The following is a 22,361-nucleotide window of genomic DNA, read 5'->3' on the forward strand; positions in this document are numbered from 1 at the left end:
GCGTTTGAAGCACGTTATCGCCATGGCCGCCGGTGGTACCGGTGGCCACCTGTTCCCGGCCGAAGCGCTCGCGCGCGAACTGGTGGGCCGCGGCCACGACGCGGTGATCTACACCGATGCGCGCGGCGCGCGTTACGCGCATGCACTCGAAGGGCTGCCGCACGTGGTGCTGCCGGCGCGCAGCCTGGCCGGCGGGCCCGTCGGCAAGCTGGCCGCGGCGACCACCATCCTCGGCGCGGCCTGGCGTGCGCGTGGCGACCTGCGTCGACGCGGCGCGGTGGCGATGGTCGGCTTCGGCGGCTATCCGAGTTTCGCGCCGGCGCTCGGCGCGCGCGCCTGCGGGCTGCCGTTGCTGCTGCACGAGCAGGGCACGCGCCTGTCGCTGGCGAACCGGCAGTTGCTGCGCTTCGCCTCGGGCGTGGCGACCTCGTTCGCCGATACCGGCGGGCTCGCCGGCCTGCCGCCCGGCCGCGTGGTCGAGACCGGCAATCCGGTGCGCCAGGCGATCCTCGATGCGCGCGCGCCGTACCCGCCACTGTCGGCTGACGGCCCGCTGCGGCTGCTGGTGGTCGGCGGCAGCCAGAGCGCGGCGGTGTTCGGCCGCGTGGTGCCACCGGCGCTGCGTTTGCTGCCTGCGTCGCTGCGCGCCAGGTTGCGGCTGTCGTTGCAGGTCGCCGGTGACGATGCCGCGGCCATCGCCAATGAGTTGGCCAGCGCCGGCATCGATGCCGAGGTGCGACCGTTCTTCGAGGACATGGGCACGCGGCTGCGCGATGCGCACCTGGTGGTGACCCGCGCCGGGGCGACCACCATCGCCGACCTGCTGGCGATCGGCCGGCCGGCGATCTTCGTGCCGATCCCGCAGGGCGGCTCGGCCGACGAACAGCTGCGCAACGCGCGCACGCTGGAACAGCTGGGTGCGGGCTGGTGCATGCCGGAGGCAGAGCTGGACGCGTCCACTCTGGCCGCGCGACTGCAATCCCTGTTGGCCTCGACCGACACCTTGCCGCAGGCCGCAACACGCGCGGCCGCCGCCGGGCGCCCGGACGCCGCGGCACGCCTGGCCGATGCGGTGCTGGCGCTGGTCACGCGCGGGCGTCGACCGGCGTGAGCGCGGATGCCGTCCACGATGTCCTGATCGTCGGCGGCGGCCACAACGGCCTGGTCTGCGCCGCCTATCTCGCCGCCGCCGGGCTCGACGTGCGCGTGCTGGAGCGGCGCGGCATCGTCGGTGGCGCCGCGGTGACCGAAGAGTTCCACCCGGGCTTCCGCAACTCCACCTGCAGCTACACGGTCAGCCTGCTCGATCCCGCGGTGATCCGCGAACTGCGCCTGGCCGAACACGGCCTGCGTGTGGTCGAGCGCCCGTTCTCGAACTTCCTGCCGCTGCCGGACGGCCGCGCGTTCCGGCTCGGCGGCGGGCTGACCGCAGCCGAGGTGGCGGCGTATTCGACACGCGATGCCGAACGGCTGCACGCCTACGAGGCCATGCTGGGGCGCGTGGTGGTCGTGTTGCGCGAACTGATGCGGCGCACCCCGCCGAACCTCGACGAGGGCATGGGCGTGGCTGACTGGCTCGCTTCGTGGGAGGTCGCACGCCGGCTGCGTGGCCTGGACCTCGCCACCCGCCGCGACCTGCTGGCGCTGTTCACGAAATCCGCCGGCGACCTGCTCGATGGCTGGTTCGAGTGCGAGCCGCTGAAGGCCGCGCTCGGCTGGGATTCGATCGTCGGCAATTTCGCCAGTCCGTATACGCCCGGATCGGCCTATGTGCTGCTGCACCACGTGTTCGGCGAGGTCAACGGCCGACAGGGCGCCTGGGGTCACGCGATCGGCGGCATGGGCGCCATCACCCAGGCGATGGCGCACGAGTGCGAGGCGCGCGGCGTGCGCATCGACACCAATGCGGAGGTCGCGCAGGTGCGGGTCGCGAACGGGCGCGCGCACGGGGTCGAGCTGGCCGACGGCCGCGTCCTGCATGCGCGGCGTGCGGTGGTCGCCAACGTCAATCCGAAACTGCTGTACCAGCGGCTGGTGCCGCGCGGCGCGCTGGATGACGACACCGCGCAGCGCATCGACGGCTACCGCTGCGGCTCCGGCACCTTCCGCATGAACGTGGCGCTGGCCCAACTACCGGATTTCAGCTGCGCGCCCGGCACCGCGCTGCAGCCGCACCACCAGAGCGGCATCCTCGTCGGCCACTCGCTGGAATATTTCGAGCGCGCGTACTTCGACGCACGCTCGAAGGCGCACAACCCCGGCTGGGCGCGCGAACCGGTGGTCGAGCTGGTGATCGCCTCCACCCTCGACGACAGCCTGGCACCGCCCGGCCAGCACGTCGCCAGCCTGTTCTGCCAGCACGTCAACCCGGAGGTCGATGGCGGCTGGGACGCGCACCGCGACACCGTCGCCAACCTGATGATCGACACCGTCGATCGCGTCGCGCCCAACTTCCGCCGCAGCGTGCTGGGCTGGAGCGCACTGTCGCCGCTGGATCTCGAGCGTGAATTCGGCTTGGTCGGCGGCGACATCTTCCACGGCGCGTTGGGCCTGGACCAGCTGTTCTCGGCACGTCCGCTGCTCGGCCAGGCCGATTACCGGGGGGCCATCCCGGCCCTCTACCTGTGCGGCTCCGGGACCCACCCCGGCGGTGGCGTCACCGGGTTGCCCGGGCGCAATGCGGCACGCGAGCTGCTGCGCGATCTGCGACGGTCGCCGAGACCGAACTGACCCGCCGTAAGCGGTTACACGCACCGGTACCGGCACCGTACCCAGGTGTCTGTTTTTCCTGAGTTTTTGTACTTCGAAGTATCGTTTTGCAGTGCAGCGTGCATCCCGGATAACACTTCGTTCACGATGGCTTCGCACCCGACGTGGGGGAGGGAGCAAAGCCCGCTACCGGTATTCCGGCAGCGGGCTTTTTTTTGGTCATCTCCAGACTCGGCGACAGGGCCGGAGCTGGGGTATTCGAGCGTCCGTGCGCTCCGTCGCGATCCGTGCTGCCTGTCGCGTGCACCGGGGGGTGTGCTCCCCCGGCCGGAGTCCGCGTCCAGCTACCACGGCCGGCCGCCGGCCATCCATGGCCGGCTGTCCGCACACCCTCCGGTGCACGCGACAGGCGTCTGCGTTCGTCGGCTTCGGCGCGAAAATCAAAAGCGGGGTAGCCCGCTTCGCTCGCCCGGATTCACAGGGCCGCTTTTCGCTATTGATCTTCGCCTCGCCCCGCCGCGACGCCACCTTAAAGCCTGCCGCGGACGCAGGGGGATGTCCAGAGCCGGCCATGGATGGCCGGCGGCCGGATGTGGGAGCAGGACGCGGAGATATCCGGCTGGGCATCCCCCTGCGTCCGTGGTGGGCTACCCGGACTCACCGACGTCGCCTGGACGGGGAGAAGAACCTCTGCTTGCTCCTCTCCGTTGGTCTATGGTCCACCCGCGCGCCTTCAGGCGCAGACGCACCGGTCGCAAACGCACGGATGCCACAATCGGCCGATGTCCGGCCTGCCCACACATCTCGACGCGCCGCTGCAGCAGATCCTCGCGCGCGCCGTCGAGCGCCTGCGCCATGCGGCCGCGCCCTCGGCTCTCGACATCCCGTTCGACGATCCGGCATTCCACGCGGCATTGTCACGGGTCGCGATCGCCAGCGACTTCGCGGTGGACACCTTCGAGCGACAGCCGGAACTGTTGCAGCGCCTGTCGCTCGACGCCGGCACCACGCCACTGCCGGCGCCCGACCTGTCGGCCGGCAGCCGCGACGACTGGGCGCGCATGCTGCGGCGCTGGCGGGCGGCGGAGTCCGCGCGTCTGGTGTGGCGCGACGTGCTCGATCTCGACGACGTCGATGCGACCCTTGCCGGCACTACCCGGCTCGCCGAGCAGTGCCTGCAACTGGCGCACGATGCGCTGGAAGCCGAGTTCATCGCCCGCCACGGGGTGGTCCGCGACCGCCAGGGCCAGCCGGTGCGGCTGGTGGTGTTCGCGCTGGGCAAGCTGGGCGGTGGCGAGCTCAATTTCAGTTCCGACGTGGACCTCGTCTACGCCTACCCGCACGAAGGCGAGAGCGACGGGCCGCGCCCGCTGCCCGCCGAAACCTGGTGCATGCGCCTGGGCCAGGCGCTGGCGAAGCTGCTCGACGAAGTCACCGTCGACGGCTTCTGCCATCGGGTCGACCTGCGGCTGCGGCCATTCGGCGGTGCCGGCCGGCTGGCGCTGAGCTTCGGGGCGATGGAGCAGTACTTCCAGCGCGAGGGTCGCGACTGGGAACGCTACGCCTGGCAGAAGGCGCGCCCGGTCGCCGGCGACATCGCCGCCGGCGAGGCGTTCCTGTCCGACCTGCGGCCATTCGTGTACCGCCGTTACCTCGACTTCGGCGCACTCGACGGCCTGCGCGGGATGAAGGCGGCGATCAGCGCGGAGGTGGCGCGCAAGGAACTGGCCGACGACATCAAGCGCGGTCGCGGCGGCATCCGCGAGATCGAGTTCTTCGCGCAGGTGCTGCAGCTCATCCACGGCGGGCGCGATGCCGCCCTGCGCGGGCGGCGCCTGCAGCCGGCGCTGCAGACATTGGCGGCCGCGCGTCATGTGCCGGCGGAGACCGCGCAGGCTCTGCTGGAGGCCTACCGCTGGCTGCGGCGGCTGGAAAACCGGCTGCAGATGCTGCGCGACGCGCAGGTGCATGCGCTGCCGGAGGATCCACTCGACCGTGCACGCATCGCGGCCGGGCTGGGCCTGTCGTGGGATGCGCTGGCGCAGGTGCTGGCCCACCACCGTGAGGTGGTGGCATTGACCTTCGACGCGCTGCTGCACCGCGAACAGGCCCCGCGTACCGCGGATTACGACCTTGCCGGCTACTGGCGCGCACTGCCCGAAGCCGGCGAGCCTGCGCAGCTGGAGGCCGCGGGCTTCGGCGATGCGCAGGCCGTGGATGCCGCGCTGCGCGATTTCGCCCGCTCGCCCGGGGTGCGCGACCTGCCCGATATCGCTCGCACCCGCCTGGAGCGGGTGATGCCGGTGCTGCTGCAGGCCAGCGCGCCTGCTGACCGCCCGCTGGAGGCGGTGCGCCGCCTGCTGGCACTGCTGCACAACGTGCTGCGCCGCTCCAGCTATCTGGCCCTGCTCGACGAACAGCCGGCCGCGCTGGCGCGGCTGGTCGACCTGATGACCCGCAGCGCCTTCCTCGCCGAACGCGTGGCGATGCATCCGCTGCTGCTCGACGAGCTGCTCGATGCCCGCATCGAGGGACCGTTGCCGGGACGCGCGCAGCTGCATGCGGCCTGCGAGGCGGCGCTCGCCCGTGACGACGTCGAGGCCGCGCTGTACGCCCTGAACGAGGTGCGGCAGACGCTGAGCTTCCGCATCGCGCTGGCCATGCTCGACGGCCGCCAGGGCGCGCAGGACAGTGCGCGCCAACTGGCGTGGCTGGCCGATGGCGTGGTCGCCGCGGTGCTGGAGCTGGCGCGCCGCGGCATGCATGACAGCCATGGGCGCATCGACGGTGCGCGCTTCGCGGTGCTGGGCTACGGCAGCCTCGGTGGCGAGGAACTCGGCGTCGGCTCGGACCTCGACCTGGTGTTCCTCTACGACGCCCCGGCCACCGCGCAGTCGGATGGCCCGCGACCGCTGGATGCGATCCGCTGGCACGCGCGACTGGCGCAGAAGATGGTCGCGCTGCTGGGCACCGTGACCGGTGCCGGGCGGCTGTACGAGGTCGACATCCGCCTGCGGCCGGATGGCGCCAGCGGCCTGCTGGTGTCCTCGCTGGCCAGTTACGACGACTACCAGCGCGAGCGTGCCTGGACCTGGGAGCACCAGGCGCTGGTGCGCGCGCGTGCGGTCGCCGGCGATGACGGGCTGGTGGCGGAGTTCGAACGCGTGCGCGCGGCAGCGCTGGCGCGCCAGCGCGACGCCGACGTGCTGCGCGACGACATCGTGTCGATGCGCCAGCGCATGCGCGGCGAACTCGACCGCAGCCGCGATGGCGTGTTCGACCTCAAGCAGGGCGAGGGCGGTCTGGTCGACCTCGAGTTCCTGGTGCAGTACCTGGTCCTGCGCGAGGCACACGCGAGCCCGGAGCTGTTGTTGCCGCGGGCCACGCCGGCGCTGCTGGAGGCGCTGTGCGCGGCCGGGGTGCTGGCCGCCGACATCGGCCGCAGCCTGCGCGAGGCCCACGCGACGCTGCTCGCGCTCGGCCTCGGGCAGACCCTCGACCGCCGTCCGCGCCTGGTGCCCGACAGCCGCCGGCTGCAGGATGCGCGCGCCAGCGTGCGCGCCGCCGGTGCCAGCCTGCTCGGGATCGATCCGCTCGCCGGGGTGCCGGCGGCGTCAGGCTGACGACTCAACCGCGGTCAATCGCGCCCGTCGTCGTCCGGGCCGGAGGCGGCATCGTCGGCATCGTCGTCGCGATCGCTAAGGGTAGTGGTGACCGGGCCGGCCGCGGGACGACGCGGGTCCGGCAATTCGGCGATCGCGGCCTGGGCTTCGGCCACCAGCTGCTGCCGGCGCTGTTCGGGCACTTCCTGCCAGTGGCAGTCCAGCAACGCGCCCTCGAGCGCGTACAGCAGGTTCATGCTGGGCCGGAAGCCGGCGCGGCGGACGCGCATATAGGCATCGACCGGGCCGGCAGCGGCGAGGTCCTCGCGGGTGTGCAGCCCCACCTGGCGCAGCCAGGCCGACGATTTCGGGCCGATGTTGCGCAACCCGAGATCGCGCGACCGGCCCCCGCTCACCGCAGCGAATCCATGAAGATCGCGGCGATGGCCTCCAGCCCGGCCTGGTCATCGGCGTCGAACCGCGCCGGCTCCGGGCTGTCGAGGTCGAACACGCCGATGAGCCGGTCGCCATCGGCCAGCGGTACCACCAGCTCGGAACGCGACGCGGCATCGCAGGCGATATGGCCCGGGAACGCGTGCACGTCGTCCACGCGCTGGGTCGTGCGGGTGCGTGCGGCGGCCCCGCACACGCCGCGGTCGAGCGGAATGCGCACGCAGGCGGGCTGGCCCTGGAACGGGCCGACCACCAGCTCGGTGCCGTCGAAGAAGTAGAAGCCGACCCAGTTGAGGTCCGGCAACGTGTGGTAGACCAGCGCCGACAGGTTGGCGGCGTTGGCGATGCGGTCGCGCTCGCCATGCAGCAGGGCGCGGGCCTGGTCGGCCAGCTGGGCGTATTGCTGCGGCTTGTCGCCGCTTAGACTTTGCGATGTGAACATGCGTCGCAGTCTACCGCGGCGATCGGACCGGTTGGACGGAGGGCAGGGGATGGCGGAGAGCGCGCAAGCGGCGGGTCGACCCGGCGAACGTGGTGGTGCCACGCGCCTGGAGGCCTTCGTCGATGCGGCCTTCGCATTCGCGGTGACGCTGCTGGTGATCTCGGTGGATGCGATCCCGGACTCCACCGCGGCGCTGGTGGCAGCGCTGAAGTCGATCCCGGCGTTCGCGGCCTGCTTTGCGATGATCGCCATGTTCTGGGCGTCACACGCGCGCTGGAGCCGCCGCCACAACCGCGACGGCGTCGCCGACGTGGTGCTGAGCCTGGCGCTGGTGTTCACCGTTCTGGTCTATGTGTATCCGCTGCGGCTGCAGTTCGGGGTGTTCTTCGCCTGGGCAAGCGGTGGCTGGCTGCCGTACCCGATGGCGTTCGACGGCACGGCCGACGTCAGCTTCATGTTCCTGGTCTACGGACTCGCGTTCGCCAGCATGTCGCTGTGCATGGCGGCGTTGTACGCCCAGACCTGGCGCAACCGCGGGCCGCTGGGCCTCGATGCCGCGATGCGGGCCGAGGTGGTGGGTGAACTGGCGATCTTCGGCTGGTTCACCGCGGTGGCGACGGCCTCGGTGGTCGCCGCGCTCACCACCCCCGCCGATGACACCTCGCTGCGCGTGGGGCTTCCGGGAATGCTCTACGCCCTGCTCGGGCTCACCGGTCCGGTGAACCTGCTGGCCGTGCGCCGCGCCGGGGCTGCCGCGGCAGTCCGGCGCGCACCGGTGGCCGCCGCCGGCGTGCTGGTCACCGGCACCGATACCGGCGTCGGCAAGAGCCTGTGCAGCGTGGCGCTGCTGCACGCACTGCGTGCGCAGGGCCTGCGCGCGGTCGGCATGAAGCCGGTCGCGGCGGGCTGCGAGCCGACGGCCGATGGGCTGCGCAACGAGGATGCGGTCGCGCTGCTGGAGGCCAGCGCACCGCGCCCGTCGTATGCCGACGTCAACCCGTGGGCACTGCCGGAGCCGACCGCACCGCAGCTCGCAGCGCGTGCGGCGGGGGTGCGGGTGGAACTGGCGCCGGTACTGGCCGCGCATGCGCGCCTGGCCGCGAACGCCGACGTGGTGGTGGTGGAGGGCGCAGGCGGCTGGCTGTCGCCACTGGGCGATGGCATCGAGCACGCCGATCTGGCGCGCGCGCTGCAACTGCCGGTGCTGCTGGTAGTCGGCCTGCGGCTGGGCTGCCTCAGCCATGCACGGCTGAGCGCGCAGGCAATCGAAGCCGACGGTTGCCGGCTGATCGGGTGGGTCGCCAGCGCGGTCGATCCGGCGTTCGAGCGCCGCGACGACTACCTGGACCTGTTGCGCGCCGCACTGCCCGCGCCGTGCCTGGGCGTGCTGCCGCATGTGCCGGCTGCCGATCCCGCTTTGCTGGCTCCCAACCTGGCGCCCGCCGCATCAGCGATCGCCGGACGGCGGTGACCGCGCGAGGGCGAAGGGGGCGGACGCGCGCCGTCGGATCACGCTGACCCGCGAACGCCGGAACCTGCGTTTGTGATCCGTGCCCGTCCCGGTCTGCCGGCACCGGTGATCGCCCACACGACATCTGCGCAGGCCCGCCGCTACCGTGGCCGATCGCACGATGGCGACATTTCTGGTGACTTCCGGCACGCGACTGCTTAGACTTTTTTTCCTGTACTCACTGGTATAGCAATGGGCGCCCCGCAGGGGTGCCGGTTATCCCTTTCCCCACGGAGCTCCCCCATGTCGATGCGCCCGCGCCTGATCGCGCTTGCCGCCAGTGCCCTCCTGCTTGCCGCCTGCGGTGGCGAACAGGAGCAGCCCGCGCCGCCGCCGCCCGAAGTCGGCGTGGTCACGGTGCAGCCGTCGACGGTGCCGATGACCAAGGACCTGGTGGGCCGCCTCGGCGCCTACCGCAGCGCCGATGTCCGTGCACGCGTGCCGGGCGTGGTGCAGCGGCGCGTCTACGAGGAAGGCAGCGACGTCAGCGAAGGCGACGTGCTGTTCGTGATCGATCCTGCGCCGTTCCAGGCCGACCTCAGTGCGGCCCAGGCGTCGCTGGCGCGGGCCGAGGCCAACGCCGCCAACGCGCGTTCGATGGCCGAGCGCGCGCGTCGGCTGGCGCCCGAGAACTTCATCTCGCGTTCCGACCTCGACAACGCGCTGGCCGCCGAGCGCAGCGCAACCGCCGCGGTGCAGGCCGCCCGCGCGTCGGTGGACTCGGCGCGGATCAACCTCGGCTACGCCACCGTGCGTGCGCCGATCTCCGGGCGCGCCGGCAAGCAGCAGGTCACCGAGGGTGCGCTGGTCGGGCAGGGCACCGCGACGCTGCTGACCACCGTCGACCAGATCGACCCGCTGTACGTGAACTTCTCGCTCAGCCTCGCCGAGCTCGAGGACCTGCGCGGCCGCCAGCTGCAGAACGCGGGCCCGGTGGCGGTGGAGGTGCTGCTGCAGGACGGCAGCGTGTATCCGCATCCAGGCGAGCTGGATTTCTCCGGTGACGTGGTCGACCCGGCCACCGGCGCGGTGTCGCTGCGCGCGACCCTGCCCAACCCCGACCGTCGCCTGCTGCCGGGTGCCTACGTGACCCTGCAGGCGACGATGGGCGAGCAGTCGGGCCTCTATCTGCTGCCGCAGCGCGCGCTGCAACGCGATGCCGTCGGCGGCTACGTGATGGTGGTGGGCGCCGACGGCAAGGTCGCGCGGCGCGACGTGACCGTCGACCGCGCGCAGGCGGGCCAGTGGGTGGTCAGCCAGGGGCTGTCGCCGGGCGAGCAGGTCATCGTCTCGGGGCTGCAGCGCGTGCGCCCGGATGCCCAGGCCGTCGCGGTGCCGTGGCAGCCGACCGTGCCCGGCGCGGCGGCGGGCGCCCCCGGCGCCGGAGCCGCAGCCGGAGCTGCAGCGACCGCACCCGCGGAGGGAGCTGGCGCGGCCGGCGATGCCGCGGATCCGGCTGCCGCCGAGGCCGCCACCCAGCCGAGTGATGCCGCCCCTGCCGACAGCCAGGACTGACCGCTCATGCCCAAGTTCTTCATCAACCACCCGGTCTTCGCCTGGGTCATCTCGATCCTGATCTCGCTGTCGGGGCTGATCGCCGTGCTCAACATGGGCGTGGAGTCGTACCCGAACGTGGCGCCGCCGCAGGTCACCGTGGGCGCCTCGTACCCCGGCGCCGATGCGCGCACCACCGAGCAGGCGGTGACCCAGGTCATCGAGCAGCAGCTCACCGGCATCGACAACCTGCTGTACTTCAGCTCGAGCTCGAGCTCGTCGGGCCGTGCCAGCATCACCCTGACCTTCCAGACCGGCACCGACCCGGACATCGCCCAGGTGCAGGTGCAGAACAAGGTCGCGCTGGCGACGCCGCGCCTGCCCACCCAGGTCACCCAGCAGGGCGTGGTGGTGGCGAAGGCCAACTCGGGCTTCCTGATGGTGGTGGCGCTGCGGTCGAGCAATCCCGCGATCGATCGCAATTCGCTCAACAACATGATCGGCGCCAGCGTTCTGGAGCAGATCGCGCGCGTGCCCGGCGTCGGCAGCACCCAGCAGTTCGGCTCCGAGTACGCCATGAACGTCTGGCTCAACCCGGAGCGCCTGCAGGGCTTCGGGCTGTCGGCCAGCGAGGTGCTGGCGGCGGTGCGGTCGCAGAACGTGCAGTTCGCCGCCGGTTCGATCGGTGCCGATCCCGCCCCAGCGGGCCAGGGCTTCACCGCCACGGTCTCGGCGGAAGGGCGCTTCGCGTCGCCGGAGGAGTTCGAGAACATCATCCTGCGCGCCGACGCCGACGGCTCCACCGTGCGCCTGCGCGATGTCGCCCGGCTCGAGGTCGGTGCCTCCGGCTACGGCTTCGATACCCGCTTCAACGGTGTGCCCACGGGCGCGTTCGCGATCCAGCTGTTGCCCGGTGCCAACGCGCTCACCGTGGCCGAGGCGGTCACCTCGCGCATGGACGAACTGGCGACCAGCTTCCCCGAGGGCGTGGAGTGGTTCAGCCCGTTCGACAGCACCACCTTCGTCACCATGTCGATCAAGGAAGTGATGGTGACGCTGCTGGAAGCAGTGGTGCTGGTGTTCCTGGTGATGCTGCTGTTCCTGCAGAACCTGCGCGCGACCATCATCCCGACGCTGGTGATCCCGGTCGCGCTGCTCGGCACCTTCCTCGGCCTGTCGTTGCTGGGTTTCACCGTCAACCAGCTGACGCTGTTCGCGATGGTGCTGTCGATCGGCATCGTCGTCGACGACGCCATCATCGTGATCGAGAACGTCGAACGCATCATGGCCGAGGAACACCTGCCGCCACGCGAGGCGACCATCAAGGCGATGGGGCAGATCACCGGCGCGGTGGTGGCCATCACCGTGGTGCTGGCGGCGGTGTTCATCCCCAGTGCTCTGCAGGGCGGCGCCTCGGGCGAGATCTACAAGCAGTTCGCGATCACCATCGCCATCTCGATGGGCTTCTCGGCATTCCTGGCACTGGGCTTCACCCCGGCGCTGTGCGCGACCTTCCTCAAGCAGCACGAGCAGGGCGAGAAGAAGCAGAACGTCGTGTTCCGCACCTTCAACCGCTACTACGAGAAGACCAGCGGCGTGTACGTGCGCCATATCACCGGGGCGGTACGCCATGCGCCGAAGTGGATGCTGGTGTTCGTGGTGATCGTGGCGCTCGCCGGGCTGCTGTTCACCCGGCTGCCGTCGAGCTTCGTGCCCGAAGAGGACCAGGGCTATGCGATGGCCATCGTGCAGCTGCCGCCGGGTGCCACCCTGCAGCGCACGCAGGCGGTGTTTGAGGACGTGCGTGCGACGCTGGAACAGCTGCCCGGCTACGAGAGCATGATGCAGGTGGCCGGCTTCAGCTTCGTCGGCCAAGGCGAGAACGTCGGTATGGCCTTCATCAAGCTCACCGACTGGGGCGAGCGCGAGGGCACCGTCAACGACTTCCTGCAGCAGGCGAACGGCGCGCTGTATGGCATCCGCGACGCGCAGATCTTCGTGGTCAACCTGCCGACCATCCAGGGCCTGGGGCAGTTCGGCGGCTTCGACATGTACCTGCAGGACCGTGCCGGCGCCGGACGCGATGCGTTGCAGGCCGCGCGCAACCAGCTGCTGGGCGCGGCCGCGCAGCAGCCGGACCTGCTGCAGGGCGTGCGCCCGAACACGCTCGAGGACGCACCCCAGCTCAGGCTCACGGTCGACCGCGTGCAGGCCCAGGCGATGGGGCTGTCGGTGGGTGACATCTACAACGCGATACAGCTGATGCTGGCGCCGGTGTACGTCAACGACTACTTCTCGGACGGACGCATCCGCCGCGTCAACATGCGCGCCGACGCGCCGTACCGCACCGATCCCGGCTCGCTCAACCGGTTTTACACCCCGGCCGCGCAGCCAGGCGAGGACGGCGGCCGGGCGATGATCCCGCTGTCCAACGTGGTCGATGCGCAGTGGATCACCAGCACGCCGTCGCTGACCCGTTACAACGGCTACGCCGCGGTCAACATCGTCGGCGGTGCGGCGCCGGGGCGCAGCTCGGGCGAGGCGATGCAGGCGATGGAGGACATCGTCGACAACGAACTTCCGGCCGGCTTCGGCTACGACTGGGCGGGCATGTCGTACCAGGAGATCATCGCCGGCAACACCGCCACGCTGCTGCTGGTGCTGTCGGTGGTGGTGGTGTTCCTGGCGCTCGCAGCGCTGTACGAGAGCTGGTCGATCCCGGTCGCGGTGCTGCTGATCGTGCCGCTGGGCATCCTCGGCGCGGTGGTGTTCACCATGCTGCGGCCGGGGCTGTCCAACGACATCTTCTTCAAGATCGGCATGATCACGGTGATCGGCCTGGCGGCGAAGAACGCAATCCTCATCGTCGAGTTCGCGGTGCAGCAGCTCGGGGAAGGCAAGAAGCTGGGCGAGGCGGTGATCGAGGCCGCACGGCTGCGCTTCCGCCCGATCCTGATGACCTCGTTCGCCTTCGTCATGGGCGTGGCGCCGATGGCATTGTCGACCGGCGCCGGTGCCAATGCCCGCCACGCACTGGGCACCGGCGTGATCGGCGGCATGCTGTTCGCCACCTTCCTCGGCCTGTTGTTCATCCCGCTGTTCTTCGTGGTCGTGCGCCGCGTGCTCGGCGACAAACTCGACGAGCCGTCGCGCGCGATGCAGGCGAAGCACCACGCGGAGTCCAACGCAGCGGTTTGACTGTGCGCCGATCCCATCGAAAAGCCCCGCCAATGGCGGGGCTTTTTTCTGGTTCTCTGCAGACTCGGGGCGAAGGCATGCAGTGCACTCGTCGTGAGTGCCTCCTTCGTGTCCACGATGCCCGTCGCGCGCACCGCGGGGTGTGCTCCGGGCCGAAGTCCGCGTCCAGCTACCACGGCCGGCCGCCGGCCATCCGTGGCCGGCTGTCCGCACACCCCCCGGTGCACGTGACGTGCTCGGGCGTTCGTCGGCTTCGGCACGAAGAGCAACAGCGGTTGCCGCAGGGTCGCCGGCCATGACGCCCTGACAGTTCTGGGCGTTGACCTTCGTCCCGACTCCCCGACAGCTCGGAGCCCGCCGCGGACGCAGGGGGATGTCCAGAGCCGGCCATGGATGGTCGGCGGCCGGATGTGGTAGCAGGACGCGGAGATATCCGGCTGGGCATCCCCCTGTGGCCGTGGTGGGCCGCCCGGACTCCGGTGCCCAGCGTGCCGGGAGTGGAAAGGAGGCCGCTTCTTCCCGTTCGTTCGCCGACCACCGGAGCGAGAGCCTGATACAGGCGATGCCTACTGACCGCCGCGCACGAACAGAAAGACCCGGCCGCAGGGCGGCCGGGTCTTCAGCTGTCACGCGACCGGCGTGGTGCGCCGGTCAGCCGGTTCAGGCCTTGCTGGACTTGCCGGCCTGGCGGGCGGCCGTCTGCACGGTGGCCTGGGCCTGCGCGCTGGCCGACTCGAGCTGGCCCTTGGCGATCTGGCCGATGGCCTCGTTGGCCTGCACGGTGCGGGCGAAGGCTTCCTGGCCGGCACCGATGGTGCGCTCGACGTTCTCGCGCGCGACCTGCACGCCCTTCGGCCACAGATTGCGCACCGCGTCCGGGTCGCGGGCCTCGACCAGCTCGCTCCAGAAGGCGAACGCGGCGCGGGCATTGGTCTCGAGCGTGCTCAGCTGCAGGCCGAAGACGTTCTGGACGTTCTGCAGCGCCAGCTGGTTGACCTGGGCTGCGGTGTCCGCGTACTGGCGGGTGGCGTTGGTGAACTGCTCATTGATCGTATTCATGATCGACATCCTGCTGTTGCCGGCAGGGGCGCCGGTTGTGCGGTGCAGCATAACCCGATCGATGTTGCATTGCAACAAACCAGTTTCGTCCGCCCATAGGGTTGGTTCAGCCGGCGGGAATGGCCGCGGAAGCCTGCAGCAGCGCCGGTACCTGCGTCGGCTCAGCCCCGATAACGGCAGCCGGAGGTGCAGGTCTCGTGGACCACGACCTCCCTCAGCAATGGTAGGCGGGGCTTGAGACGCTCCCAGATCCACAGCGCCAGCCGCTCGCTGGTCGGGTTCTCCAGCCCTTCGACGTCGTTGAGATAGTGGTGGTCGAGCTGGTCGTACAGCGGGCGGAACGCCGCCTTGAGGTCGGCGAAGTCCATGATCCAGCCGCTGTCGGCGCCCGGCTCGCCGCTGACGTGGATCTCGATGCGGAACGAATGGCCGTGCAGGCGCGCGCACTTGTGCCCGTCGGGCACGTTGGGCAGGCGGTGGGCCGCCTCAACGGTGAAGACCTTGAAGATGTCCATGCGGGCGCGCTGTCAGACGGCGCGGCAGGATACCGCGGCCGCGCATCGCGCGCCGCGCCGCTCAAGGGCGCGCGCGGTCGCACGGTCGCCGGCGGTTCCGGCTGCACGGGCTAAAATCCCCCGTATCCACCTGTGATGATGCCGCCGCGCGCTCCGGTCCAAGCCGGGTGCCCCGGCCGTGCTCCCGCAGGGTCCGCCTTCCGGAGTCGTCATGAACAACCCGTACCGCAAGCCGCTTCCCGGCACCCCGCTCGCGTACTTCGATGCCCGCGAGGCGATCGAGGCGATCCAGCCCGGCGCGTGGGCCGGTCTGCCCTACACGGCGCGCGTGCATGCGGAAAACCTGGTGCGCTGCGCGGACCCGGCACAGTTGCGCGACTACCTGGTGCAGCTCGTCGAGCGCCGCCGCGACCTCGATTTCCCGTGGTGGCCGGTGCGCGTGGTCTGCCACGACATCCTCGGCCAGACCGCGCTGGTGGACCTCGCCGGCCTGCGCGATGCGATCGCCGAGCAGGGTGGCGATCCGGCACAGGTCAATCCGGTGGTGCCGGTGCAGCTGATCGTCGACCACTCGCTGGCAGTGGAGTGCGGCGGCTTCGACCCCGATGCGTTCACCCGCAACCGCGAGATCGAGGATCGCCGCAACGCCGACCGCTTCGACTTCATCGAGTGGACGCGGCATGCGTTCCGCAACGTGGAGGTGATCCCGCCGGGCAACGGGATCATGCACCAGATCAACCTGGAGAAGATGTCGCCGGTGGTCTACGTGCGCGACAGCGTCGCCTTCCCGGACACCTGCGTCGGCACCGACAGCCACACCCCGCACGTCGACGCGCTCGGCGTGATCGCGATCGGCGTCGGCGGGCTGGAAGCCGAGAACGTCATGCTCGGCCGCGCCTCGTGGATGCGCCTGCCCGACATCGTCGGCGTCGAACTCACCGGACGCCCGGGCCCCGGCATCACCGCCACCGACGTGGTGCTGGCGCTGACCGAATTCCTGCGCGCGGAGCGCGTGGTCGGTGCTTATCTCGAGTTCTTCGGCGAAGGGGCCTCGGCGCTGACCATCGGCGACCGCGCGACGATCTCGAACATGTGCCCGGAATACGGCGCCACCGCGGCGATGTTCTACATCGACGAGCAGACCCTGGACTACCTGCGCCTGACCGGCCGCGAGGACCAGCAGGTCGCGCTGGTGGAGACCTATGCGAGGACCGCCGGCCTGTGGGCCGACGACCTGCGCGACGTGCGGTACGAGCGCGTGCTGCGCTTCGACCTGTCGAGCGTGGTGCGCAACATGGCCGGGCCGTCGAATCCGCACCGCCGGCTGCCGACCTCGGCACTGGCGGAGCGCGGCATCGCGGTGGATCTCGAAGGCGCGCGTGCGCAGGAAGCGCAGGGCCTGATGCCCGATGGCGCGGTGATCATCGCCGCCATCACCAGCTGCACCAACACCTCCAACCCGCGCAACGTGATCGCCGCCGGCCTGCTGGCGCGCAACGCCAACGCGCGCGGACTCGTGCGCAAGCCGTGGGTGAAAACCTCGCTCGCGCCGGGTTCGAAGGCGGTCGAGCTGTATCTGCAGGAAAGCGGCCTGTTGCCGGAACTCGAAGCGCTGGGCTTCGGCATCGTCGGCTTCGCCTGCACCACCTGCAATGGCATGAGCGGCGCGCTGGATCCCGCGATCCAGCAGGAGATCATCGACCGCGACCTGTATGCGACCGCGGTGCTGTCGGGCAACCGCAACTTCGACGGCCGCATCCATCCGTATGCCAAGCAGGCCTTCCTGGCCTCGCCGCCGCTGGTGATCGCGTATGCGATCGCCGGCACCGTGCGTTTCGACATCGAGAAGGACGTGCTGGGTATCGATGCCGACGGCCATCCGGTGACGCTCAAGGACCTGTGGCCCAGCGACGCCGAGATCGACGCGGTGGTCAAGGCCAGCGTCAAGCCGGAGCAGTTCCGCCAGGTGTACGGGCCGATGTTCAAGCTGCAGGTCGACAGCGGGCCGAAGGTGCCGCCGCTGTACGACTGGCGGCCGATGTCGACCTACATCCGCCGCCCGCCGTACTGGGAAGGCGCGCTCGCCGGCGAGCGCACGCTGGCCGGCATGCGTGCGCTGGCGGTGCTGGGCGACAACATCACCACCGATCACCTGTCGCCGTCGAACGCGATCCTGCGCGACAGCGCGGCCGGTGAATACCTGGCGTCGATGGGCGTGCCGGAGGAGGACTTCAACTCCTACGCCACCCATCGCGGCGACCACCTCACTGCGCAGCGCGCCACCTTCGCCAATCCCAAGCTCATCAACGAGATGGCGGTGGTCGACGGCGTTGTGAAGCAGGGCTCCTTGGCGCGGCTGGAGCCGGAAGGCAAGGTCATGCGCATGTGGGAAGTGATCGAGACCTACATGCAGCGCAAGCAGCCGCTGGTGATCATCGCCGGCGCCGACTACGGCCAGGGCTCGTCGCGCGACTGGGCAGCCAAGGGCGTGCGGCTGGCGGGCGTGGAGGCGATCGTCGCCGAGGGTTTCGAGCGCATCCACCGCACCAACCTGGTCGGCATGGGCGTGCTGCCGCTTGAGTTCAAGCCGGGCACCACGCGGCTGACGCTCGGCATCGACGGCAGCGAGACGTTCGACGTGATCGGCACCCGCGCGCCGGGCGCCACGCTGACGCTGGTGATCCACCGCCGCAACGGCGAGACCGTCGAAGTGCCGGTGACCTGCCGTCTGGATTCCGACGAGGACGTCGAGGTCTACGAGGCCGGCGGCGTGCTGCAGCGTTTCGCGCAGGACTTCCTCGCTTCGGCGAAGGCGGCCTGAGCGAGGGCATCCGCGCAGGTCCGCCACAGGGCGCGCCGGGTCGGTACAGCCGACCCGGACGGCGCGACGGACGGTCCCGCCTGATAGAGGCGGGCGGGGGCAGTTGTTCGCGGTATCGATGCATCCACCAGAGGAGATCGATCATGTCCAGTGACAGCACGCCGACCGGCACCGTCCGCCTCCACCGCGTCCTGCGCGCACCGCCCGAACGCGTCTACAGGGCCTTCCTCGATCCCGATGCGATGGCCAAGTGGCTGCCGCCGCATGGTTTCACCGGCCGGGTCCACTCCATGGACGCGCGCGTGGGCGGTGGCTACCGCATGTCGTTCACCAACTTCGGCACCGGCGCCAGCCACGCGTTCGGCGGCACCTACACCGAGCTCGTGGAGTACGAACGGATCGGTTACACCGACCGCTTCGAGAGCCCCGGACTGCCCGGCGAGATGCGGGTGACCGTGGAGCTGGAGAAGAGCATCGCCGGCACCGGGCTGCGGATCGTGCAGGAGGGCATTCCCGACGCGATTCCGGTCGACATGTGCTACCAGGGCTGGCAGGAATCGCTGGACCAGCTGGCCCGACTGGTCGAACCGGAAATTCCCGACGGCCCCTGAGTCGCCGGGCGGTCACCGGCATCCGATGGGACAATACGTCCTGGTTATCCCGGACACCGACCACCATGACCCACCTGCCCCAGCTTCGCATCCCCGCCACCTACATGCGAGGCGGCACCTCCAAGGGCGTGTTCTTCCGCCTGGATGACCTGCCCGAAGCCGCGCGCATGCCGGGCGCGGCGCGCGATGCGCTGCTGATGCGGGTGATCGGTTCACCCGATCCCTATGGCAAGCACACCGATGGCATGGGCGGGGCGACCTCGTCGACCAGCAAGTGCGTGATCATCGCGCCCGCGTCGGTGCCGGATCACGATGTCGACTATCTCTACGGCCAGGTCTCGATCGACTCGGCCTTCGTCGACTGGTCGGGCAACTGCGGCAACCTCAGTACCGCGGTCGGTCCGTTCGCGATCGCCAATGGCTTCATCGATCCCGCGCGCCTTCCGCGCGACGGCGTGTTCGCGGTGCGCATCTGGCAGGCCAATATCGGCAAGACCATCGTCTGCCATGTGCCGGTCGCGAACGGCGAAGTGCAGGAAACCGGCGATTTCGAGCTCGACGGTGTGACCTTTCCCGCCGCCGAGATCGTGCTGGAGTTCATCGATCCGTCCGACGAAGGCGAGGGCGGCGGCGCGTTGTTTCCCACCGGCAATGTGGTCGACACGCTCGAAGTGCCCGGTGTCGGTCCGCTGCAGGCGACGATGATCACCGCCGGCATCCCGACGGTGTTCGTCAATGCCGCCGACATCGGCTACACCGGCACCGAACTGCAGCCGGCCGTGAATGGTGATCCCGATGCGCTTGCGCGGCTGGAAGCGATCCGCGTCGCCGGTGCATTGAAGATGGGGTTGATCGGCGATGCGCAGGAAGCGGCCACGCGCCAGCACACGCCGAAGGTGGCCTTCGTCGCGGCGCGCGCCGACTACGTCGCATCGAGCGGCAGGCGGGTCGCCGCGGCCGACATCGACCTCAACGTGCGCGCGATGTCGATGGGCAAGCTGCATCACGCGATGATGGGCACTGCCGCGGTCGCCATTGCGACTGCCGCGGCGGTTCCGGGCACGCTGGTGAACAGTGCCGCCGGGGGTGGCGAACGCAGCGCGGTCCGCTTCGGCCATCCTTCGGGCACCCTGCGCGTGGGCGCGGAGGCGGCGCGCGTGGATGGCAACTGGGAGGTGACCAAGGCGGTGATGAGCCGCAGTGCGCGCGTGCTGATGGAAGGCATGGTGCGCGTGCCCACACCTTCCGCAACATCGGACTGATCGCGATCGCGGCTATTGGAAGTCGTGCTTTCTGCGCATGGGGCTGCCGCGACGCCTCGCAACTGCATGCGCGCCGCAGCCCGCGACTGCACCGGCCTTCACGGCAACGTCGTTGATGGCCCTGTCGATCGCACACAGTTGCGCGCTGGCTTTCACTGCGCTGAACACGAATTACATTCGTCTTCACCCTGCCGCGAGGTGGCGAGCGCGAACACTCGGTCTCCAACACCGAGGCGACAACGACATGGGCAGGGCAATTGATGGGCAGTACACGCACAGCGTAGGCAGGCTGGATGGTTCGCAGGGCGTGTCCGCCCATGCAGCTGTGGCCCGCGGTGGAGGCAGTAACGCCCTGCAGCCGGTCACGAAACCCGCCAGCCCGGACATCAGCCGCCGCTTTCCGCTGATGGTGCATTGCCACCTCCGCTGGGATTTCGTCTGGCAGCGTCCACAACAGCTGTTCTCGCGGCTGGCCGCGGAGCATCCGGTGCTGTTCGTCGAGGATCCGTTGCCCGGCGACGGCGACGCGCATCTCGATATCACCGAGCCCTATGCGAACGTGGTGCGCCTGGTGCCGCGCCTGCCGCACGATGCACCAGCCGATACGGATGCGCAGTGGCGGTTGCTGATTCCGTTGATCGAGCAGGCGCTGCTGCGTCACCCGCTGCTCGCCGGACGCTTCGCCAATCCGGTGCAGTGGTTCTATTCGCCGATGAGCGCGCCGATGCTGCTGGGCCGTTTCGGCTCGCGCGGCATCGTCTACGACTGCATGGACGAGCTGGCGAACTTCCGCTTCGCACCGCCCGACATCGTCGCGCGCGAGCGCTACCTGCTGTCGCGCGCCGACGTCGTCTTCACCGGCGGCTACCAGCTGTATGAGGCGAAGGCGCGCCACCATCCCACCGTCTATTTCCACGGCTGTGGCGTCGATGTCGGCCATTTCGGTCGCGCGCGACTGGCCTCCACGGAGGTGCCTGCGAGCGTCGCCGACCTGCCCGGGCCGATCCTCGGCTATGTCGGCGTTATCGACGAGCGCCTGGACTACGCGCTGATCGAGGCGCTGGCACTCGCGAATCCGGACGCATCCGTGGTGATGGCCGGTCCGCTGGCCAAGGTCGAGCGCGCCGACCTGCCGGACCTCCCCAACATCCACTGGCTGGGCCAGCAGCCCTACGAGGCGCTGCCGGCGCTGGTGAAGGGCTTCGATGTCTGCCTGATGCCGTTCGCGCTCAACGACGCCACCCGCTACATCAACCCGACCAAGACGCTGGAATACATGGCGACCGGCAAGCCGGTGGTGTCCACCGCAGTGGCCGACGTGGTGCGCAACTTCACCCCGGTGGTGGATGTCGCGTACTCCACCGAGGAGTTCCTCGACGCGGTCCGGCGTGCCATCGACGGTGCTGACCCGACACTGTTGCGCGAAGGCATCGCCCGCGCGATGGATGCGTCCTGGGATTCCACCGTGGCCACCATGCGCAGCGAACTGCTGGGCGCGGTGATGCCGGTGCGGGCCCTGCACGCGGGTGCCCAATGAAGACCGACGTCCTCGTGGTCGGTGCCGGGTTCTCCGGCGCCGTGGTGGCACGCCAGCTCGCCGAGCGCGGGCTGCAGGTGCTGGTCGTGGACCGTCGCGACCACATCGGTGGCAATGCCCATGACCGCACCGATGCCCATGGCGTGCTCGTACATCCGTATGGGCCGCATATCTTCCACACCAACAGCGCACGCATCTTCGAATACCTGTCGCAGTTCACCGCCTGGCGGCCGTACGAGCACCGCGTGCTGGCGCGCGTGGACGGCAGGCTGGTGCCGCTTCCGATCAACATCGACACCGTCAACCGGCTCTACGGGATGTCCCTGGACGAGACCACCATCCAGGACTTCTTCGATGGTGTGCGCGAGCCGCGTGATCCGATCCGCACCAGCGAGGACGTGGTGGTGAACGCGGTCGGCCGCGACCTCTACGAGAAGTTCTTCCGTGGCTACACGCGCAAGCAGTGGGGGCTGGATCCGTCCGAGCTCGCGGCGTCGGTTGCCGCGCGCATTCCGACCCGCACCAACCACGACGACCGCTACTTCACCGATACCTACCAGGCGATGCCGGTCGACGGCTACACGCGGATGTTCGAGCGCATCCTCGACCACGCGCATATCCGGGTGGAGACCGGCGTGGACTTCTTCGCCGAACGCGAGCGGCTCAAGGCGCGGCACCTGGTCTACACCGGGCCGGTGGACGCCTACTACCAGCATCGCTTCGGCGCGTTGCCGTACCGGTCGCTGCGCTTCGAGCACGAGCACTTGACCGACACGCAGCGCTACCAGGACGTCGGCACCGTCAACTATCCCAACGACCACGCCTACACCCGCATCACCGAGTTCAAGCACATCACCGGACAGGAACATGCGGGCACGTCGATTGTGCGCGAGTATCCGCAGGCCGAGGGCGAGCCCTATTACCCGGTGCCGCGGCCGGAGAACGAACAGCTCTTCAAACGCTACGAGGCACTCGCGCTGGAAGAGCCCGGGGTGACGTTCGTTGGCCGGCTGGCGCAGTACCGCTACTACAACATGGACCAGTGCGTGGGCGCGGCATTGAAGGCTGCCGAGTACGTCGAAGAGAAGCTGGGCCTCGCCACGCGGGTCGCGGCACCCTCGGCGGTGCCGGCGGCGACGGCCTGAGCC

Annotated in this window: 15 protein-coding genes and 1 pseudogene; 12 read left to right on the top strand and 4 right to left on the bottom strand. The window is 69.9% G+C overall.

Annotated features, from left to right (window positions below):
* Nucleotides 1-4: 4 nt before the first annotated feature.
* From E5843_RS02285 to glnE, 3 genes are all read left to right on the top strand, one after another.
* On the top strand, nucleotides 5-1,111 hold the full coding sequence (locus tag E5843_RS02285; protein WP_208542766.1) for a UDP-N-acetylglucosamine--N-acetylmuramyl-(pentapeptide) pyrophosphoryl-undecaprenol N-acetylglucosamine transferase: 1,107 nt from the start codon (nucleotides 5-7) through the stop codon (nucleotides 1,109-1,111).
* Nucleotides 1,108-2,730, top strand: coding sequence for a phytoene desaturase family protein (locus E5843_RS02290; protein ID WP_136411688.1), 1,623 nt, complete (start codon nucleotides 1,108-1,110; stop codon nucleotides 2,728-2,730). The genes E5843_RS02285 and E5843_RS02290 overlap by 4 nt, the downstream gene beginning before the upstream one ends.
* A 761-nt stretch (nucleotides 2,731-3,491) precedes the next feature.
* Complete coding sequence (gene glnE / locus E5843_RS02295; RefSeq protein ID WP_141065616.1) at nucleotides 3,492-6,332, top strand: bifunctional [glutamate--ammonia ligase]-adenylyl-L-tyrosine phosphorylase/[glutamate--ammonia-ligase] adenylyltransferase; 2,841 nt, start codon at nucleotides 3,492-3,494, stop codon at nucleotides 6,330-6,332.
* Between the two features lie 14 nt (nucleotides 6,333-6,346).
* Here the strand turns inward: glnE and E5843_RS02300 are convergent, their stop codons facing one another.
* Nucleotides 6,347-6,727: a TfoX/Sxy family protein gene (locus E5843_RS02300; RefSeq protein WP_244240816.1), complete on the bottom strand. Its 381-nt coding sequence runs from the start codon at nucleotides 6,725-6,727 to the stop codon at nucleotides 6,347-6,349.
* Nucleotides 6,724-7,206, bottom strand: a complete 483-nt coding sequence (locus E5843_RS02305) for a GAF domain-containing protein (protein WP_136411689.1) — start codon at nucleotides 7,204-7,206, stop codon at nucleotides 6,724-6,726. The genes E5843_RS02300 and E5843_RS02305 overlap by 4 nt, the downstream gene beginning before the upstream one ends.
* Nucleotides 7,207-7,255: 49 nt before the next feature.
* Between E5843_RS02305 and E5843_RS14305 the strand changes: the two are divergent.
* The 4 genes and pseudogenes from E5843_RS14305 to E5843_RS02320 all read left to right on the top strand — a co-directional run.
* A pseudogene (locus E5843_RS14305) lies at nucleotides 7,256-7,555 on the top strand (TMEM175 family protein); the annotation flags it as partial.
* Between the two features lie 426 nt (nucleotides 7,556-7,981).
* Complete coding sequence (gene bioD, locus E5843_RS14310) at nucleotides 7,982-8,677, top strand: dethiobiotin synthase (protein WP_244240859.1); 696 nt, start codon at nucleotides 7,982-7,984, stop codon at nucleotides 8,675-8,677.
* 282 nt (nucleotides 8,678-8,959) lie between these two features.
* On the top strand, nucleotides 8,960-10,231 hold the full coding sequence (locus E5843_RS02315) for an efflux RND transporter periplasmic adaptor subunit (RefSeq protein ID WP_136411691.1): 1,272 nt from the start codon (nucleotides 8,960-8,962) through the stop codon (nucleotides 10,229-10,231).
* A 6-nt stretch (nucleotides 10,232-10,237) separates the two neighbouring features.
* On the top strand, nucleotides 10,238-13,408 hold the full coding sequence (locus E5843_RS02320; protein WP_141065618.1) for a multidrug efflux RND transporter permease subunit: 3,171 nt from the start codon (nucleotides 10,238-10,240) through the stop codon (nucleotides 13,406-13,408).
* 660 nt (nucleotides 13,409-14,068) lie between these two features.
* Here the strand turns inward: E5843_RS02320 and E5843_RS02325 are convergent.
* Complete coding sequence (locus E5843_RS02325; protein ID WP_141065620.1) at nucleotides 14,069-14,467, bottom strand: phasin family protein; 399 nt, start codon at nucleotides 14,465-14,467, stop codon at nucleotides 14,069-14,071.
* 161 nt (nucleotides 14,468-14,628) lie between these two features.
* Complete coding sequence (queD, locus tag E5843_RS02330; protein ID WP_136411692.1) at nucleotides 14,629-14,982, bottom strand: 6-carboxytetrahydropterin synthase QueD; 354 nt, start codon at nucleotides 14,980-14,982, stop codon at nucleotides 14,629-14,631.
* 211 nt (nucleotides 14,983-15,193) lie between these two features.
* Here queD and acnD point away from each other — a divergent pair, with 211 nt between their 5' ends.
* The 5 genes from acnD (at nucleotide 15,194) to glf (ending at nucleotide 22,358) form a co-directional block, all read left to right on the top strand.
* On the top strand, nucleotides 15,194-17,803 hold the full coding sequence (gene acnD / locus E5843_RS02335) for a Fe/S-dependent 2-methylisocitrate dehydratase AcnD (RefSeq protein WP_141065621.1): 2,610 nt from the start codon (nucleotides 15,194-15,196) through the stop codon (nucleotides 17,801-17,803).
* A 143-nt stretch (nucleotides 17,804-17,946) separates the two neighbouring features.
* A complete protein-coding gene (locus E5843_RS02340; RefSeq protein WP_136411693.1) occupies nucleotides 17,947-18,414 on the top strand; it encodes an SRPBCC family protein in 468 nt (155 codons plus the stop codon).
* 65 nt (nucleotides 18,415-18,479) lie between these two features.
* Nucleotides 18,480-19,676, top strand: coding sequence for a 2-methylaconitate cis-trans isomerase PrpF (gene prpF / locus E5843_RS02345; RefSeq protein ID WP_141065622.1), 1,197 nt, complete (start codon nucleotides 18,480-18,482; stop codon nucleotides 19,674-19,676).
* Between the two features lie 244 nt (nucleotides 19,677-19,920).
* Entirely contained in the window at nucleotides 19,921-21,213 is a 1,293-nt protein-coding gene (locus E5843_RS02350; protein WP_134675015.1) for a glycosyltransferase, read from the top strand.
* Nucleotides 21,210-22,358 (top strand): UDP-galactopyranose mutase, encoded by a 1,149-nt coding sequence (gene glf, locus E5843_RS02355; RefSeq protein ID WP_136411696.1) that lies wholly within the window; start codon nucleotides 21,210-21,212, stop codon nucleotides 22,356-22,358. Before E5843_RS02350 ends, glf begins: the two co-directional genes overlap by 4 nt.
* Nucleotides 22,359-22,361: the final 3 nt, after the last annotated feature.

Origin of the sequence: Luteimonas yindakuii (assembly GCF_004803715.2) — a bacterium.
GTDB lineage: Bacteria > Pseudomonadota > Gammaproteobacteria > Xanthomonadales > Xanthomonadaceae > Luteimonas > Luteimonas yindakuii.